Annotated in this window: 20 protein-coding genes; 11 read left to right on the top strand and 9 right to left on the bottom strand. The window is 60.8% G+C overall.

Going from position 1 to position 16,303, the window contains the following annotated elements; translation table 11 throughout:
* Positions 1-64: 64 nt before the first annotated feature.
* From AAC126_RS02965 to AAC126_RS02940, 6 genes are read left to right on the top strand one after another with little or no spacing between them, the layout of a single operon-like run.
* The gene (locus tag AAC126_RS02965) at positions 65-982 is read left to right on the top strand and encodes a MoxR family ATPase (RefSeq protein ID WP_339849903.1); all 918 of its coding nucleotides are present in this window, start codon (positions 65-67) and stop codon (positions 980-982) included.
* Positions 983-989: 7 nt separating this feature from the next.
* A complete protein-coding gene (locus AAC126_RS02960) occupies positions 990-2,306 on the top strand; it encodes a VWA domain-containing protein (RefSeq protein ID WP_339849900.1) in 1,317 nt (438 codons plus the stop codon).
* A gap of 58 nt (positions 2,307-2,364) precedes the next feature.
* Entirely contained in the window at positions 2,365-2,706 is a 342-nt protein-coding gene (locus AAC126_RS02955) for an XdhC family protein (RefSeq protein ID WP_339849898.1), read from the top strand.
* A 1-nt stretch (position 2,707) separates the two neighbouring features.
* On the top strand, positions 2,708-3,415 hold the full coding sequence (locus tag AAC126_RS02950) for an XdhC family protein (RefSeq protein ID WP_339849896.1): 708 nt from the start codon (positions 2,708-2,710) through the stop codon (positions 3,413-3,415).
* Positions 3,416-3,422: 7 nt separating this feature from the next.
* Positions 3,423-5,081, top strand: a complete 1,659-nt coding sequence (locus AAC126_RS02945; protein ID WP_339849894.1) for a molybdopterin-binding/glycosyltransferase family 2 protein — start codon at positions 3,423-3,425, stop codon at positions 5,079-5,081.
* Between the two features lies 1 nt (position 5,082).
* Complete coding sequence (locus AAC126_RS02940) at positions 5,083-5,520, top strand: iron-sulfur cluster assembly scaffold protein (protein ID WP_339849891.1); 438 nt, start codon at positions 5,083-5,085, stop codon at positions 5,518-5,520.
* 11 nt (positions 5,521-5,531) lie between these two features.
* Here the strand turns inward: AAC126_RS02940 and AAC126_RS02935 are convergent, their stop codons facing one another.
* On the bottom strand, positions 5,532-5,969 hold the full coding sequence (locus AAC126_RS02935; protein WP_339849888.1) for a flagellar basal body rod C-terminal domain-containing protein: 438 nt from the start codon (positions 5,967-5,969) through the stop codon (positions 5,532-5,534).
* Positions 5,970-6,119: 150 nt separating this feature from the next.
* On the opposite strand from AAC126_RS02935, the gene AAC126_RS02930 reads away from it, so the two are divergent.
* Positions 6,120-6,884, top strand: a complete 765-nt coding sequence (locus tag AAC126_RS02930; protein WP_339849886.1) for a hypothetical protein — start codon at positions 6,120-6,122, stop codon at positions 6,882-6,884.
* Between the two features lie 8 nt (positions 6,885-6,892).
* Here the strand turns inward: AAC126_RS02930 and AAC126_RS02925 are convergent, their stop codons facing one another.
* On the bottom strand, positions 6,893-7,999 hold the full coding sequence (locus AAC126_RS02925) for a putative metalloprotease CJM1_0395 family protein (RefSeq protein ID WP_339849884.1): 1,107 nt from the start codon (positions 7,997-7,999) through the stop codon (positions 6,893-6,895).
* A gap of 213 nt (positions 8,000-8,212) precedes the next feature.
* On the opposite strand from AAC126_RS02925, the gene AAC126_RS02920 reads away from it, so the two are divergent.
* Positions 8,213-9,430: a multidrug effflux MFS transporter gene (locus tag AAC126_RS02920; protein ID WP_339849882.1), complete on the top strand. Its 1,218-nt coding sequence runs from the start codon at positions 8,213-8,215 to the stop codon at positions 9,428-9,430.
* Complete coding sequence (locus AAC126_RS02915; RefSeq protein ID WP_339849880.1) at positions 9,427-10,008, top strand: pyridoxamine 5'-phosphate oxidase family protein; 582 nt, start codon at positions 9,427-9,429, stop codon at positions 10,006-10,008. Before AAC126_RS02920 ends, AAC126_RS02915 begins: the two co-directional genes overlap by 4 nt.
* Positions 10,009-10,021: 13 nt before the next feature.
* On the opposite strand, the gene AAC126_RS02910 is transcribed toward AAC126_RS02915, so the two are convergent.
* The gene (locus AAC126_RS02910; protein ID WP_339849879.1) at positions 10,022-10,366 is read right to left on the bottom strand and encodes a DOPA 4,5-dioxygenase family protein; all 345 of its coding nucleotides are present in this window, start codon (positions 10,364-10,366) and stop codon (positions 10,022-10,024) included.
* A gap of 168 nt (positions 10,367-10,534) precedes the next feature.
* On the opposite strand from AAC126_RS02910, the gene AAC126_RS02905 reads away from it, so the two are divergent.
* Complete coding sequence (locus AAC126_RS02905) at positions 10,535-11,092, top strand: thioredoxin family protein (protein WP_339849877.1); 558 nt, start codon at positions 10,535-10,537, stop codon at positions 11,090-11,092.
* Positions 11,093-11,184: 92 nt separating this feature from the next.
* Here AAC126_RS02905 and gcvA read toward each other — a convergent pair whose 3' ends face one another.
* Positions 11,185-12,099, bottom strand: a complete 915-nt coding sequence (gene gcvA / locus AAC126_RS02900; protein WP_339849875.1) for a transcriptional regulator GcvA — start codon at positions 12,097-12,099, stop codon at positions 11,185-11,187.
* A gap of 125 nt (positions 12,100-12,224) precedes the next feature.
* On the opposite strand from gcvA, the gene AAC126_RS02895 reads away from it, so the two are divergent.
* Positions 12,225-12,476, top strand: coding sequence for a DUF1127 domain-containing protein (locus AAC126_RS02895; RefSeq protein WP_339849872.1), 252 nt, complete (start codon positions 12,225-12,227; stop codon positions 12,474-12,476).
* A 66-nt stretch (positions 12,477-12,542) separates the two neighbouring features.
* Here the strand turns inward: AAC126_RS02895 and paaE are convergent, their stop codons facing one another.
* From paaE to paaA, 5 genes are read right to left on the bottom strand one after another with little or no spacing between them, the layout of a single operon-like run.
* Entirely contained in the window at positions 12,543-13,637 is a 1,095-nt protein-coding gene (gene paaE / locus AAC126_RS02890) for a 1,2-phenylacetyl-CoA epoxidase subunit PaaE (RefSeq protein ID WP_339849869.1), read from the bottom strand.
* 9 nt (positions 13,638-13,646) lie between these two features.
* On the bottom strand, positions 13,647-14,156 hold the full coding sequence (gene paaD / locus AAC126_RS02885) for a 1,2-phenylacetyl-CoA epoxidase subunit PaaD (protein WP_339849866.1): 510 nt from the start codon (positions 14,154-14,156) through the stop codon (positions 13,647-13,649).
* A gap of 3 nt (positions 14,157-14,159) precedes the next feature.
* On the bottom strand, positions 14,160-14,927 hold the full coding sequence (paaC, locus tag AAC126_RS02880; RefSeq protein ID WP_339849863.1) for a 1,2-phenylacetyl-CoA epoxidase subunit PaaC: 768 nt from the start codon (positions 14,925-14,927) through the stop codon (positions 14,160-14,162).
* A gap of 24 nt (positions 14,928-14,951) precedes the next feature.
* The gene (gene paaB / locus AAC126_RS02875; RefSeq protein WP_339849860.1) at positions 14,952-15,242 is read right to left on the bottom strand and encodes a 1,2-phenylacetyl-CoA epoxidase subunit PaaB; all 291 of its coding nucleotides are present in this window, start codon (positions 15,240-15,242) and stop codon (positions 14,952-14,954) included.
* Positions 15,243-15,295: 53 nt separating this feature from the next.
* Entirely contained in the window at positions 15,296-16,279 is a 984-nt protein-coding gene (paaA, locus tag AAC126_RS02870; RefSeq protein ID WP_339849857.1) for a 1,2-phenylacetyl-CoA epoxidase subunit PaaA, read from the bottom strand.
* Between the last annotated feature and the right edge of the window lie 24 nt (positions 16,280-16,303).

Raw genomic sequence — 16,303 nt, 5'->3', positions numbered from 1 at the left:
CTTTAATCACCCCCTGCCGCGTGCTATCTGAAGACCATCATCGATCAATGATCCGGACCAGTTCATGACCGTTTCGCTTCCCGCTTCCGTGGCCGACACGCTGTCCCTGCTTGCAGAAGGGCAATATGTCGCCGACACGCCGCTTGCCACGGCCCTGCATCTGGCGCTGCAACTGAAACGGCCGCTGTTTCTCGAGGGCGAGGCCGGTGTCGGCAAGACCGAGATCGCGAAGGTGCTGTCGGAAACGCTGGGGCGGAAACTGATCCGGCTGCAATGTTACGAAGGCCTCGACGTTTCCTCCGCTGTCTATGAATGGAACTATTCCCGGCAGATGCTGGAAATCCGCATGGCGGAGGCCGCAGGCGGCACCGACCGGAAAGCATTGGCGGACGATCTGTTCTCCGACGAATTCCTGATCAAGCGCCCGATCCTGCAGGCGCTGGAGAAAACCGAGGGCGGCGCCCCGGTGCTGCTGATCGACGAGTTGGACCGGACCGATGAGCCTTTCGAGGCTTTTCTGCTGGAAGTGCTGTCGGACTATCAGGTGACGATCCCGGAGATCGGTGCCTTCACGGCAGAAGAGCCGCCGATCGTGATCATCACCTCGAACCGGACCCGCGAAATCCACGACGCCCTGAAGCGGCGCTGTTTCTATTACTGGGTCGATTACCCGAATGCCGAGCGCGAGCTGGAAATCCTGCGCAAGAAAGCGCCGGGCGCACCCGAGGCGCTGAGCGCGCAGGTCGTCGCCTTCGTACACGAGCTGCGCAAGATGGACCTGTTCAAGCAGCCGGGCGTAGCCGAAACCATCGACTGGACCCACGCACTCGTGCAGCTCGATTATCTGGCACTCGATCCGGCCGCCATCGACAACACCCTCGGCGTGCTGCTGAAGTATCAAGACGATATCCAGAAGATCCAAGGCAGCGAGGCCAACCGCATCCTGACGCAGGTGCGCAGCGAATTGGCGATGGCCGGTTAGGACGCCCATGGCGCCGCTCGACGAGAACCAACCGCCCGAAGACCGCACCGCTCTTCCGGAAACACCGGAAGGCCCCGGCGGCAAGCTGGTCGACAATATCCTTTTCTTTGCCCGCGTTCTCCGCGCGGCGGGGCTGCCTGTCGGCCCCGGCAAGGTGCTTGACGCCATCGAGGCGGTGCGCACGGTCGGCATCACAGACCGGACGGTGTTCTACTGGGCGCTGCACGCGGTATTCGTGAACCGGCGGGACCAGCGCGAGATATTCGATCAGGCCTTCCACATCTTCTGGCGTAATCCGCGCATCCTCGAGAAGATGATGCAGATGGTGCTGCCGGAGATGAAGCTGGCAACCGACGGCAGCGAAGACGAGGCGGAGCAGATCAGCCGCCGCGTCGCAGAAGCGCTGAGTCAGCAGCAGGAAACCGGCATGGAAAGCAGCGCGCCGGAAGAGGATAGCGAACAGGAAATCCAGCTCGACGCGGTGATGACCTATTCCGAGCAGGAACTGCTGCAGGGCATGGATTTCGAGAAGATGAGCGCGGAGGAAATCCGCGCCGCGCACCGGGCCATCGAGAAGATGCACCTGCCACTGGCGGACATTCCGACCCGCCGCTTCTCTCCCAGCCGGTATGGCGACAAGGTCGATCTGCGCGCCACCCTGCGCCAGGCTCTACGCTCCGGCGGAGACAGTATTCCTCTGCAGCTGAAGAAACGCCGGACACGGCCGCCGCCGCTGGTTGTCCTGTGCGACATTTCCGGCTCAATGACACGCTATTCGCGCATGCTGCTGCATTTCATGCATGCCGTGACCAACGACCGGGACCGGGTGCACACCTTCCTGTTCGGCACCCGCCTGACCAATGTCACCCGCTATCTCCGGCACAAGGACGTGGACGAGGCACTGGACAAGATCAGCGGTGCGGTGGAGGATTGGTCCGGCGGTACCCGGATCGGGCATAGCCTTCAGGACTTCAACCGTGACTGGTCCCGCCGGGTTTTGACCCAGGGAGCGGTCGTTCTGCTCATCACCGACGGGCTCGACCGGGAAGCCGGCAAGGGCCTTGGTGCTGAAATGGAACGACTGCATAAGTCCTGTCGCAGGCTGATCTGGCTGAACCCGCTGTTGCGGTACGATGGCTTCGCCCCCAAATCACTGGGGGTGCGGGCCTTGTTGCCGCATGTGGACGAATTCCGGCCGGTACATTCGCTCGACAGCCTTGAGGATCTCGCAGAGCTGTTGGGCAAACCCGCCGGAATAAGACGGAGCGGCATGTCGGGCTGGCTCGGGAAACTGGCCGAGATCGAAGCGGCGGAGGTGGCATAGGGAGCCTCTTCCCCGCGTGCGGACCTGGGACAGGTCCTTGTATGGGAAGGAACCGGCAATGGACAGATACGATCCTGCACAGCAGGACGATATTCTTGGACGGATCGCCGAATGGCGGCGCGACGGGCGCCGCATCGCGGTGGCAACGGTTATCAAAACCTGGGGAAGCTCTCCGCGTCCGGTGGGCAGTCAGCTCGCCATCGACGATAGCGGGGCCATGATCGGCTCGGTTTCCGGCGGCTGCATCGAGGGCGCCGTGGTGCGCGAGGCAATGCAGTCCATTCAGGACGGCAAGCCCCGGACACTGGATTTCGGGGTCAGCGACGAGCAGGCCTGGGATGTAGGGCTCGCCTGTGGCGGCGAGGTAAAAGTTTACGTGGAACGGATCGAAGGACAATAAGATGCAAGCCGAGCTGTTCGACGCCCTGATGGTATATCGGGAGCAAAAGACGCCCGTCGCCATGGTCACACGCCTCGAAGATGGCGTGCAGGCACTGGTCACGCCGTCCGGCACGGAAGGGACGCTCGAGCTTTCGAGCGCACGGATCGACGAAGCGCGCACCCGCATGCGGGACGACCGCAGCGGCATCAGTGCGGACAGCACCCACTTCACCCATGTGCACAATCCGCCGCTGCGCATGATCATCGTCGGCGCCGTTCATATCAGCCAGCTTCTGGCCCCGATGGCAGCGCTCTCCGGCTATGCGGTATCCATCATCGATCCGCGCGCCTCCTTCGCGACCGAAGACCGGTTCCCCGGCGTCGAGCTGAGCGACGACTGGCCGGACGAAGCCATGGAGGCCCTCAAGCCGGATAGCAGAACCGCCATCATCACGCTAACGCACGATCCCAAGCTGGACGACCCGGCGCTCCACGTGGCGCTGAAGAGTGACGCCTTCTACATCGCCTGCCTCGGCAGCAAGCGGACCCATGCACGGCGCCTGGAGCGGCTCCGCGAGGAAGGCTTCACCGATGCCGACTTCCGGCGCCTCAACGGTCCTGCGGGCCTGCCCATCGGCGCCGTCTCCCCGGCAGAGATCGCCATATCGGTGATGGCGGAGATGACCGCCGTCAAACACGGAGCCGAACCGCTCAAAGCCGCGGCCTGAGGCGCATATGTATTTCGGTGAACTGCCAGTCTCGGAGGCTGAAGGCGCAATCCTTGCTCACAGCCGCCGGCTGGAAGGCCGGGCGCTCAAGAAAGGCCGCATTCTTGATACGGATGACCTTGCCGCCCTGAAGGCGGCCGGTATCGAACGGATCGTCTGCGCCCGCCTCGATGATGGCGACATTCCCGAGGACAAAGCCGCGGATCTGCTGGCGACCGCCTGTTGCGGCACTCAGGTCCGTGTCGGTCCGGCCTTTACCGGGCGCGCGAACCTGTTCGCCGAAGCAGACGGCATTGTCCTGTACGACCCGGAGCGGCTCGACAGCTTCAACCTGGTTGACGAGACCATCACCCTTGGGCTGGTGCAGCCCTATCAGGCCGTAACCCGGGGCCAGATGATCGGCACGCTGAAGATCATTCCCTTTGCCGTGCGCGAAAGCCCCGTGCGGATTGCCGAAGCACTGGCGGGCCAGGAAACACCGCTCTTGCGGGTGGCCCCGTTCCAGCCCCGCGATACAATCATGATCCAGTCCCGGTTGCCGGGCACCAAGGAAAGCGTGCTCGACAGCACGCTACGCGTGACAACGGACCGTTTGGCCGCACTTGGCGCCGAGCTGGTATCGGAATCCCGCTGCGAGCACGATCATGATTCCCTCACCAATGCGCTGCGCCGTGCCGTTTCCGCAAAACCGGGGCTGATCCTGGTCTCCGGAGCCTCCGCCGTCGTTGACCGGCGCGATGTCATTCCGGGCGCCATCGAAAGTATTGGCGGCGAGATCCTGCATTTCGGCATGCCTGTCGATCCCGGAAACCTGATGCTGATCGGCAGCATCGGCAAAATCCCCGTGATCGGCATGCCCGGCTGCGCCCGCTCGCCCAAACTGAACGGTTTCGACTGGGCCTTGCAGCGGATCTGCGCCGGCCTCGATATTCAACCGCGCGACATCATGCGCATGGGTGCCGGCGGCCTGCTGAAGGACGTTCCACACCGCCCCCTGCCCCGGGCCAGCGCCAAGCGCACGGATCCAGCCCCCGCGTCTCGAAAACCGGCGGAGAGCCGTCCGGAAATTGCAGCCATTCTGCTGGCGGCCGGACAATCTTCCCGCATGGGCGCAACAAACAAACTTCTCGGCACACTGGATGGCAAGCCGCTGGTCCGCTGGGTGGCGGAAGCCGTTCTTGCATCCACGGCGGGCCGCCTCATCGTGGTGACCGGCCACGAAGCGGAAAAGGTCACAGCCGCCCTCTCCGGTCTGGACGCAGAGTTTGTGCATAACCCGCAATACGCCCTGGGAATGAGCACCAGCGTCAAGGCGGGCTTTTCCGCCCTGCCCGAAGGCACGGATGCCGCACTCGTCTGTCTCGGCGACATGCCGAGCATCACCGCACACATGCTGGATGCTCTGATCTCGGCCTATGATCCGGTCGAGGGGCGGGCCATTGTGGTTCCGGTCCATGCCGGCAAGCGCGGCAACCCGATCCTGTGGGATCACCGCTTCTTCGAGGAAATGCAGGAGCTGGAAGGCGACAAGGGCGCGCGGGGCCTGCTTGCGGAATTCGCCCATCTGGTTGCCGAAGTGGATGCTCCGGACAATGCTGTCCACCTTGATATCGACACTCCGGAAATGCTGAGCAATGCTGGCGGCATGCTTGAGAAGGCCGAATAAGATGAGCGACGCCCTCTATCAGGCGGAGATCCTGCGGCTGGCCAAGGAAGGCCGGGGCAATCAACGGCTTGAGAATGCCGACGGAAGTGCCCGCGTCGATAACCCGCTTTGCGGGGATCGGGTGACTGTCGATCTGAAGACGCAGGACGGAAAAATCGCCGGGGTCGGGCACCGGGTGCAGGGATGCGCGCTATGCGAGGCGTCCGCCGCCCTGATCAGATTAAACGCCCCGGGGCGGAACTTGGGCGAGCTGGAGACAGTGCGCCAACAGCTTCTGGATTATCTTGCGGGAACTCGGGAAGACGGCCTCGATTGGCCGGAGCTGGAGAGCTTCGCCCCCGTCAGGGATTTCAAGTCGCGGCATGACTGTGTGCGTCTGCCGTTCGATGCGGCGCTTAATGCCCTGAAAGACGCTCTGGAGAAAAACCCGGCATTCTAGACGCCAGTACCCTAAGCGAGAATGTCGATGGTTTCGTCGAGAAGTTCATCGCCAGTCCGGAGCACGGCGACATTTGCTTCAAGCTGACGCTGCGCCTGGATCAGATTCACCGTTTCGTCGGCAATCGACACATTGGCAACAGATGATATGCCATCGGCATTCGCATCCGGGGCACTCGGGTTGTAGATAGGAAAGGATGCCGGATCGACCAGCGAGGTCTGTGTCCGCACACCGGCGGCACCGGTCGTGGTGGACTGGATCTCCGTCGGGCGGAAGATCGTCTCGCCATTGGCATTGGTTTCGGGGATCGGCTGGCCCGGGCGCAAAACCTCATCCGCCGGCGCCGCGACGCTGGAGATGTTCGCGAGATTGCTGGCCACGTTGCGGGTCTGGTTGCCCGCCGCGAGGATGCCGCTCACCGCTGTGTTCAATGCACCTGAAATGCTCATGCGCCTACCAATAAGCCAATTGCCTTAAAAAATAGTTTCCAGCGGCCCTTTTTACAAGCGGAACCCTGCATGGACCGTCGCGTGCGCCATCTGCCGTAACGTGTTATGTGAGAAAGATCATTCGGATGAACGAAGGGATCGCACACCGGTATGGACAAACGGCTCTTCCGTACTGGCTGGCACTCCGGCCTTCTGCTTGCGTTGCTCGTGTCGTTTCTCGTCGCGGCCACACCGGCCCGGGCGCAATCCATCCAGTGGTACATTGAGGTTCTGACGGACCCGATTACCAAGGCCCCCATTCTCGAAGCCCGCATCCTGTCGCGCCGCGGCTATCGCTTTCACCTGATGAAGCGGGATGACAACTCGCTCTGGGCTGAATTCCGGATGCCCCGTCACGTCGAAAAGATGATCAGCCGAAAACGGCTTCCGACCTACTGGATAGACGGCAACGATCCGGTCAATCTCGAAGCCCTGAAAGAGCTGGAAGTCGGCTTCAAGCCGACGCTTTACGAGATTAGCGAGAAAGGCGTTCAGTTCATTCTGTGGGGCGCCCTGAAAAAGGGGCAGGTGCCGCCGCCGCTGCGGAACTTCATGCTCGGCGAGACTCTGCATGTCCGCTACTGGACCTCAACCGGCGAGATGGAACAGGCTGAAATTCCTCTGAAGCGCGCGAACGAGGCGATTGCACAGATGCTGAACATCGCACCGCTCAACCGGGCTCCGGAAGCTGCACCGCAACGCCGGAACGAGACATTTGAAACTCTCGCCCGGCATTATCTCGATTTTTGTGAGGAACTCCGGTTCGTCGGCAGCGATACGGATTACGGAACCTGCCGCAACCGCTTTGTCAGCTGCAGTGAAAGCCCGGACCAGTCCGAAGAAAGCTTCAAATCTTGCTTGAATAAAGACGAATAATTTATTGATTATATTGAAATATCAAGCCTGGAAGAAGTAGGTACAGGAGAGAAGTCAAACGGCGACAGACCTTCGCGTTCAAAGAAGGAAGAGCCGGACTGACGGTCATCGTCCTGGCCCGCTTCCGTCACCCCGAAAGCACTCGCGGAAGTGACAGAGAAGGCGCCGCTGTCATTGGCAGCGCTTGCATCCGCAAATGGCGACACTCTCTCAGGCGCAAACGGACTACTGCTTATGCCAGAGCTTTCCGAGCCGCCCTGTCCGGCTGCTCCAGATGCCGTCCCGGGAGCAGAGTCTCCCGGCTCCGATGCCGTCCCGGAGATGCCCTCCGCCGCTTCATTCGACTCACCATCACCGTTAAGCTCTTCAAGAGCTTCGGTCACTTCCTGCGCCTTTTCCGCCCTTGCCTGCTGAATTCCCTGGCTCGCGCGGGCAGCAATGGCCTGATCCGCCGCCGATGGCTCCGCCGGAGCGAGCGCGGCATTGCGAACCTGCTGCAGCTTCCGGATCGTCGCGTCCGGATCACCGGCAACCGGGCTGGTTTCAATCGGCACTTCGCCACCGACAGCATAGCGGCGTCCGTCCGGTCCGGCCTGATAAGTATAGGATATGGACCCGGCATACTGACCGCCAGCGGCCTTGTGAGCCTGCTCGTGGCGCCGGACCTCGGTGTCGCGTTCCTTGAGATCGTCTACGGTCTCCTGCTCTTCTTCGGTCAGACCGTTCGCGCCCTCTTCTTCTTCCGAGCCGGCTTCCTGTGCCTGCTCACCTTCCGCACCGGCGGCATCCTCGGTAGCCGGGTCGGACGGCTCCTCAATCGCGGTGCGCTCTTCTTCCTCGCTACCGCTCTCTTCCTGAACGGCGGCAATATTCCGGGGGGCTAAAAGGCCATTGAGGCCGGAGACGAAAAACGGCCCCTCGTCGCCACCATCGGCCTGCTCACCCTGGCCGAAAGGCGTCAGCGCAGACGAAGCCGTCAGCCCTATCGCTGTCGACGCACCTGTCCTGCCTATCGCGTTCTGTGGATTATCTTCATCGCCCGGAGAAGCAAAAACAGCAGCGGATATCGTGCTGTTGCTCCGTATGATGAGACTGTTTTCAACGCCAGAGACCATACCTATCCCTAGTTACCGGGGATTCTGCCCGGAATACCTGGAAACTCCAAAATAAGTCTTTGGTTCGATCCAGTCAACCAAGGCGGCATCACAACCAGGTGCTCTTTCATACAAATCGAGAATTGTAACCCGCCGTATTTGCACTATTTATGCTCGGCGCCTCAACTAGATTAGAACTCTCCTTCCAGGCGTCCAAACCAGAACAGGTACCCCGTGACCGCAGAGACCAAGGCTCCCCCAATTCTCGTGCTCATTGTTGCAACCGCGACGGGACCACTTGCATTAAATCTCTTTGTTCCCTCAATGCCTGGTCTCGTGCCGATTTTCGGGACCGACTACCACACCGTTCAATACACTTTGACACTGTATCTCGTAGGTATCGCCGTTGGTCAGCTTATGTACGGTCCGATTTCCGACCGGATCGGCCGCCGCCCGACCCTTCTGGCGGGTCTGGCCATATATACGCTTGCCAGCCTTCTGTGCGCCTTCGCGGGGTCCATCGAGTGGCTGATAACCGGCCGCGTTTTCCAGGCTCTCGGCGGCTGCGCCGGCATGGTTCTCGGCCGGGCCATCGTACGGGATGTCTACAAACGGGAAGATGCCGCTCCAGTGATCGCTTTCATCACCATGGCAATGGCCATCGCCCCGATGATCGGCCCGGCAATAGGAGGCTTCCTGGACAGCGCGTTTGGCTGGTACGCGGGTTTCTATGTCGTGGCGGCCATGGGCGGGGCCGCGCTGGTCTACGCCATACCGACGCTGCATGAGACGCACCATGCACGCACTGACCGGATTGATATCGTCAATCTCGCACGCAACTACGGCACATTACTCAGCTCGCGGGCCTATCTCGGCTACACGCTGAACACGTCCTTTTCCATTGGCTGCTTTTTTGCCTTTCTGTCTTCCGCGCCCTACGTCACCATCGAGATTCTGAAGATCCCGCCGCAGGTCTACGGCTTCTTTTTCATCATCGTTTCTCTCGCCTATATGTCCGGGAACTTCATCGCCACCCGGATATCCCGGCGTCTCGGGATCGACCGGATGATCCTGCTCGGCTGTTGCTTTTCCCTGACCGGCGCCGTTGTCCTGACAACATTGTCTATTCTCGGGTTCCTGTCCGCGCTCGCCATATTCCTCCCCTTTGCTCTGATTGCCTTCGGCAACGGCATGAGCCAGCCCAACGCCATCGCCGGCTCGGTCAGCGTGAATCCGCTGATTGCCGGCACCGCGTCGGGGCTGATGGGGTTCATGCAAATGGTCTTCGCCGGCCTGGCGACGGTGACGGTCGGCTATTTCCAGAGCGATACAGACTTCATTGCGCTCGCCGTGACGGTCATGGTCGGGGCGTGCTGTGCGCTGGCAAGCCTGACCCTCGTCCGCAATCAGACGCCCGAAGTACCGCAAGAACAGGAAATCGCCGCCGAATGAGCAAAAGCCCGACAAGAGATCAAGATGCACAAGACCTTATCGGCAGGGCATCCGCACTCTTCACGGCCGCCCCTGAAAACCCGCAGGCCTCGTTTCGCTATCCTGTATTGGCCACCATCGGACGGGATGGAAGCCCGAACGGCCGCGTTCTGGTGCTGCGGACAGCGAATGCCGTAAACTGGCAAGCCACGCTGCATACGGACAGCCGGTCGGAGAAAGTCGCCGAGCTGACCGAAAACAGTATGGCGATGCTGGTGTTTTACGACCACGAAGCCGGCCTGCAGATGCGGCTTAAAGGGATCATGGGACGAATGGCCGATACCCCGGAGAAAAAAGCTGTCTGGCAGGCACTTCCGGTGACCAACCGGCCGAACTACCACTCAAGCCTGCCGACCGGATCCGAAATCAGCGGGGCGGACGGCAACACCATTCAGCCGGACAGCCAGTCGGGTTACGAGAATTTCGATGTGCTTCACTTCACGGCCGAGACAGTCGACATCCTGCAACTGACTCGTGCCGGAAACCGGCGATACCGTCTTGATATTCTGAACGAAACCGGGGCCTGGCTGGTGCCCTGAGCATGCCGGCCCGTTATGTTTCGAACATGCTGACTTTCAAGTCTTCCGACGGACCGAGCCAGATCACATTCTGCGTGTGATCCGCCAGAGCGTCCCCGGTCTCCGCATGCACAAACACAGTCAGCTCACCGCGGTTAAGAGCAAGCCAGGGAATGATCTCGCCAAACTTTTCCGGCGTGAACGCAACCTGATAGCTGTAGCGCGGGTGCGGGCCGACAGGTTTCTCGTGGAAGCGCCCCATCTCGATATCGAACGTCTGCTCGATCGTCTCACGCAGAGAGCGGGCGGCTTCGCTGCTGGCTTCATCGAAATAAACATGGGCGTGATATCCGAGGATATCTGACGTGTCTTTGGGCATTCGGGTTCCTTTCAGCATCCCGCCACGAGCAGGCAAGATCAGGATACAGCACGATAGCGGCAGGTTTCATCCCGCCATTCGCGCTATATGGTTAACGAATTTTGACTATGCACCTTCTTTCTGATGCACTGAGCGGACAGAGAGATTGCCAAAAGCGGGAGATGCGTCATGGCCCTTCACACGACCGGGATCTGCGACTTCGGCTGGAAAGCACCCGACTTCCGGCTGAAGGGCATCGACGGCGCGGAGCACAGCCTTGCGGATCTTCGCGGCCCGAACGGCACGCTCGTCATGTTTATCTGCAATCACTGCCCCTATGTGAAGGCAATCGCGGACAAAATCTCACGTGACACAGCGGAGCTGGCCGCGTTTGGCGTTTCCTCCATTGCCATCATGTCGAACGATACGGAAGCCTATCCGGCGGACTCCTTCGACAACATGATCCGGTTCGCCGCCACACATAACTTCACCTTTCCTTATCTTATCGACGAAACGCAACAGGTCGCGCGCATCTATGATGCGGTCTGCACCCCTGATTTCTTCGGTTTCGATGCGGATCTCGGCTTGCAATATAGAGGGCGCCTTGACGAAAGCAGGGCTTCACCGGTCGAGGGGGCCCGGCGCGATCTGTTCGAGGCCATGAAGCAGGTGGCGGAGACAGGCAATGGCCCGAGAGAGCAGATCGCCAGCATGGGCTGCTCGATCAAATGGAAAACAGGCACCTGAAATGCAGAAAGCCGACGGAACAGGCGCATTTCAGCAGCCCTCAAGCCACCCATCTTCCTGCTGAATCACTCGGGGTAACGGACAGAGCGCCCTCAATCAGCGCCTCGAGGCTCTCCATCCCGCCGGACCTCGTCCAGCACCCAGTCGCGGAAAACGGAAACCTTGTTGGAGCGCAGTGATTCCTCCCGGCAGACAAAATAATAGGCCAGCGGCGCCGGTGTCTCGACCTCGAACGGCCTGATCAGGCGCCCCGCGCGCAGATCCTCCGTCACAAGCTGAGAGCGGGCTAAGGCAACGCCCTGCCCTTCGATTGCCGCCTGCAGGACCATGTCCATCTGCGTGAAGAAAGCGCCGCGACGCACATCCACGCCCTCGATGCCGAAATGCTCCAGAAAATGCGCCCAGGTCTCCCCGGGGAAACTGTTCACATCATGCAACAACGGATAATGCTTCAGATCTTCGGGGCGCTTCAGTCCCGGTGGTCTCGCCGCTACCTCAGGACTGCAAACAGGATAGATACACTCCGTCATGATCTGCTGGACGTGGACGCCCTCTTCCTTCCCCTCACCGAGGCGCAACGCGACATCGACACCGTCCGTGACGAAATCCGCCTTGCGGTCTTCCGCCGCGATCCGGACATCGATTTCGGGATACCGCATGCGGAACCGGGACAGCCTCGGGATCAGCCATTTCACGGCAAATGACGGCAGCACGCTGACGGTCAGCGGGCGTCCTTCCTCATGCTCCTTCAGATCATTCACAGCCGACAGCAGGCGGGAAAAGGCCTCGCGCACAGCCGGGGCGAGACGCGCGCCTTCCGGCGTCAGTTCCAGCGCCCGGGGGCGCCGCAGGAACAAGGGGCAGCCGAGCTCCGCCTCCAGGGCCTTGATCTGCTGGCTGATGGCAGCCGGGGTCACGAACAGCTCTCCGGCCGCGAGCTTGAAACTCATGTGGCGTGCCGCCGCTTCAAAGCAGCGCAGACCATTCAGGGGTAAACGGCTCAACATGATTTAGCTGAACTAATCCATATGGCAGATTAACTCGTTTGATGAATGCTCATTTGTAGCTCAAATTCTCAATCACCGACAGACACGAATGAGCGTGTGTGACGAATTGATTAAGGAGAACTTTCATGTTCAAGAACGAAACCCTGAATGTCGCTCCTGCCGCATGCATGACAGCAGGAACCAACGGATCGGTCTTCACGCACAAGCGTGGCCGGAACGGTGTTGTGCACACGATCGTCACCACCCTGCTCACCTGGCAGGACCGGCTGCGTCAGCGCCAGTCCCTCCGGGATCTCGGCGACCGTGAGCTTTCCGACATGGGCATCAGCCGGGCCGAAGTCGAGTACGAGATCAACAAGCCGTTCTGGGCAGCCTGATCCGGTACCGGACCAAATACCTGATACCACGTCGCGGCTTTAATGCCGCGGCTGCCTGACAACTAACTACCGGGCGTCGAAATCTAGGATCACCGTCTCGCTTGCCGGGTGGGACTGACAGGTCAAGACAAAGCCCCGCGCCACCTCTTCCTCGGCAAGCGTATAATTCAGATCCATCTCGACGCGGCCTTCCAGGACCTTTGCCCTGCATGTGCAGCACATCCCACCCTTGCAGGCGTAGGGCATATCCGGTCTTGCCCCCAGGGCCGCGTCGAGAATGGAGACGTCGTCAGTACCGAGCGTAAATTCAGTACGCACCCCATCGAGTATGATGGCGACGTCCGCGCCTGTGCGCACCGCTTTGGCCCTGTTCGCCAGGCGGCTGCGCCGGGCCGCGGCCGCTTTCGCCGCCGCATCACCCGCCGGCGCGAACAACTCGAAAAGCACCCTTTCCTCCCCGACACCATGCGTCGCGAGCGCAGCCCGCACGTCACCGATCATGCCTTCCGGCCCGCACAGGAAGAAGCGATCCACCGCATGCACGTTCAGGATCGAGCGGAAAAAGCTCTCGCATTTATCCCTGTCGATCCGCCCGTTCAGCAGAGCCGCTTCCTGCGGCTCCCGGCTCAGCACGTGCAGAACGCTGAAACGTGACGGATAGCTATTCTTCAGATCGAGCAAAGCCTCGCGGAACATGATCTCCCGTACCGACCTGTTGCCGTAGAACAAGGTGAAACGGCTTTCCGGCTCCACCGCCAGCACCGACTTTGCGATCGAGAGAACCGGTGTGATCCCGCTTCCTGCGGCAAATGCCACATACGTCCGGGCAGTCTCCGGGTCCGGCTCCACAGTGAAGCGCCCTTCCGGCAGCATGACATCGAGCATATCTCCGGATTTCAGCCCATCATTCGCGAAGCTGGAAAAGGCTCCGCCTTCGATCCGCTTTATCGCCACCCTGATCTCGCCATCCCCCAGACCGCTGCAGATCGAATAAGACCGGCGCACGTCCTTACCGTCGATCTGGTGCCGCAGCGTCAGATACTGCCCCGGCAGATACCGGAATGCCGCGCGTTGCTCTTCAGGCACATCGAACGCAATGGACACGCTGCCGGGTGCTTCCGGGCGCACCTCCCGAACACGCAGACTGGTGAAGCGCACCATCGCCACCCCCTAGTGACACTTGAAGTAATCGAATGGTTCGGCGCAGTCCACGCACCGGTAGAGCGCCTTGCAGGCGGTCGAGCCGAACTGACTGAGACTCTCGGTATGCTCCGAGCCGCACCGCGGGCAGGCAACGACCGGATCAATACCGAGCAATGATTTTCTGGAAGTGGATTGCTCCGCCGGAGGCGCGATACCGATCGCCTTGAGCTTTTCCCGCCCCGCCTCGCTCAGCCAGTCCGTCGTCCAGGCAGGCGCCAGCACCGTCTTCACCTCGGCCTTGTCGAAACCGGCTCCAAGCACAGCGTCACGCACCATCATCTCGATATATGCCATGGCCGGGCAGCCGGAATAAGTTGGCGTAATGCTTACAACCGCCGCACCACCGGAAACTTCGACACCCCGCACCACGCCGAGATCCACCACCGACAGAACCGGGATCTCCGGATCGCACACCGCTTCAAGAGCCCGCCAAAGGCGTCCCACCGCATCTTCAGGAACAGGGACGGGTTTGGCCATGCCTCACCATTTGGCATCCGGATAGGCCCGCGGCAGGAATTGCATTTCCGCCAGCAGAAATCCCAGATGCTCCGAATGCACGCCTTTCTTGCCACCGCCAATGGACCAGGAGGCTTCCGGGACCGTCAGAGTGGCTTCTCCGAGGACCGCCGTGATCGCATCGCGCCAGTTCTCATGAAAATCTCCGGGATCAATTCCGATCCCGGCCTGCATCATCATCTCGTCGATGGCATCGCCATCGAACAGCTCGCGCGTATAGCCCCAGAGCTTTTCCAGCGCGGCCTGCGCCCGAGCCCGGCTTTCTTCCGTACCGTCTCCAAGACGGATCAGCCACTGGCCGCTGTGACGGCGATGATAGACCGCCTCCTTGATCGCCTTGGCCGCGATATCGGCGATGTCCTGATGGGCCGATTTCGTCAACGCCTGCAGCAATTCGACATGGAAACAGTCGAACAGAAACTGGCGGACTATGGTCTCGGCGAAATCGCCGTTCGGCTGCTCGACCAACAGGAAATTCCGCCAGTCGAGCACGTCGCGTTTGAAGGCCAGCGCATCAGCGTCCCGGCCCGTACCCTCCACCTTGGCCGCCAGTTCAAGCCAGAGCTTGGACTGGCCGACAAGATCGAGCGCGATATTGGAGAGAGCGATATCCTCTTCCAGCACAGGTCCCTTGCCGCACCATTCCGACAACCGGTGCCCGAGAATCAGACAATTGTCCCCAAGCCGGAGCAGATATTCGAAGAGCGCTTCGCGTTGTGCGGCGGCTGTCATGTCATGGTCTCCAGCGGGCCCGGATTACAGGCATTCCACCTCATCCGGAACGTCGTAGAAGGTCGGATGACGGTAGATCTTGGCATCGGCAGGATCGAACAGGGATTCCCTGTCGGCCGGCGCAGAGGCAACGATATCGGTCGATTGGACCACCCAGATACTCTCGCCTTCCCGCCTCCTTGTATAGACATCCCGGGCATGCTGCAGCGCCATCTCCGCATCGCACGCATGCAATGAGCCGACATGCTTGTGAGACAGGCCCTCACGGGCACGGATGAAGACTTCCCAAAGCGGCCAGTCATCTCCGGCTTTCATGTTTTTCTCCTGATCGGCCGGAGCCAAAGCCCGGCAGGCATGGTGATCGTAAATTATTCAGCGGCAACACGCGCCGCGCTTTCACGCCGGCGTTTCTTGTCCGCATAGGCGATAGCGGCCTCACGCACCCAGGCGCCGTCTTCATGCGCCTTGATCCGGGCCGCCATACGCTCCCTGTTGCAGGGCCCGTCTCCCGAGACAACCCGCTTCAACTCGGCCCAGTCGATTTCGCCAAAATCATAATGGCCGCGCTCCCCGTTCCACTTCAGGTCCGGGTCCGGCATCTTGAGCCCCAGATAATCGGCCTGCGGCACCGTCATATCGATAAATTGCTGCCGCAGATCGTCATTCGAGACACGCTTGATCTTCCACGCCACTGACTGCGAGGAATGCGCGGAGTCCCGGTCGCTCGGCCCGAACATCATCAGCGACGGCCACCACCAGCGATCCAGCGCGCTCTGCGCCATGCGTTTCTGCTCCATGGTCCCGAAGGCCATCGACATCATGATTTCGTAGCCCTGCCGCTGATGAAAGCTCTCTTCCCGGCAGATCCGTTCCATCGCCCGTGCATATGGTCCGTAGGAACACCGGCAAAGCGCGATCTGGTTGATGATGGCGGCGCCATCGACCAACCAGCCAATCGTGCCGATATCCGCCCAGGAGAGGACCGGGTAATTGAAAATGTTGGAATATTTCGCCCGGCCGTCATGCAGTGCCTCGATCATCTCCGCTCTTGGCGTGCCGAGGGTTTCAGCAGCGCTGTAGAGATAGAGACCATGCCCCGCCTCGTCCTGGATCTTGGCCAGCAGTTGCACCTTGCGGCGCAGGGAGGGCGCGCGGGTGACCCAGCAACCTTCCGGAAGCATACCGACGATTTCTGAATGAGCGTGCTGGGACATCTGGCGGACCAGATTTTGCCGGTAAGCCTCCGGCATCCAGTCACGCGGCTCGATCTTGATTTCCTGATCGACCCGCGCCTGGAAACGTGCCGCTTGTTCCGTTTCGGAGGATTGGCCCGGACTTTGGCTTTCCACCATTGCGTTTCCTCGCTTAACTCGGAC

Origin of the sequence: uncultured Nisaea sp. (assembly GCF_963974195.1) — a bacterium.
In the GTDB taxonomy this organism is placed as follows: domain Bacteria; phylum Pseudomonadota; class Alphaproteobacteria; order Thalassobaculales; family Thalassobaculaceae; genus Nisaea.
The sequence above is the reverse complement of the archived record's forward strand: the minus strand, read 5'-3'. Positions and strand labels throughout refer to the sequence as shown.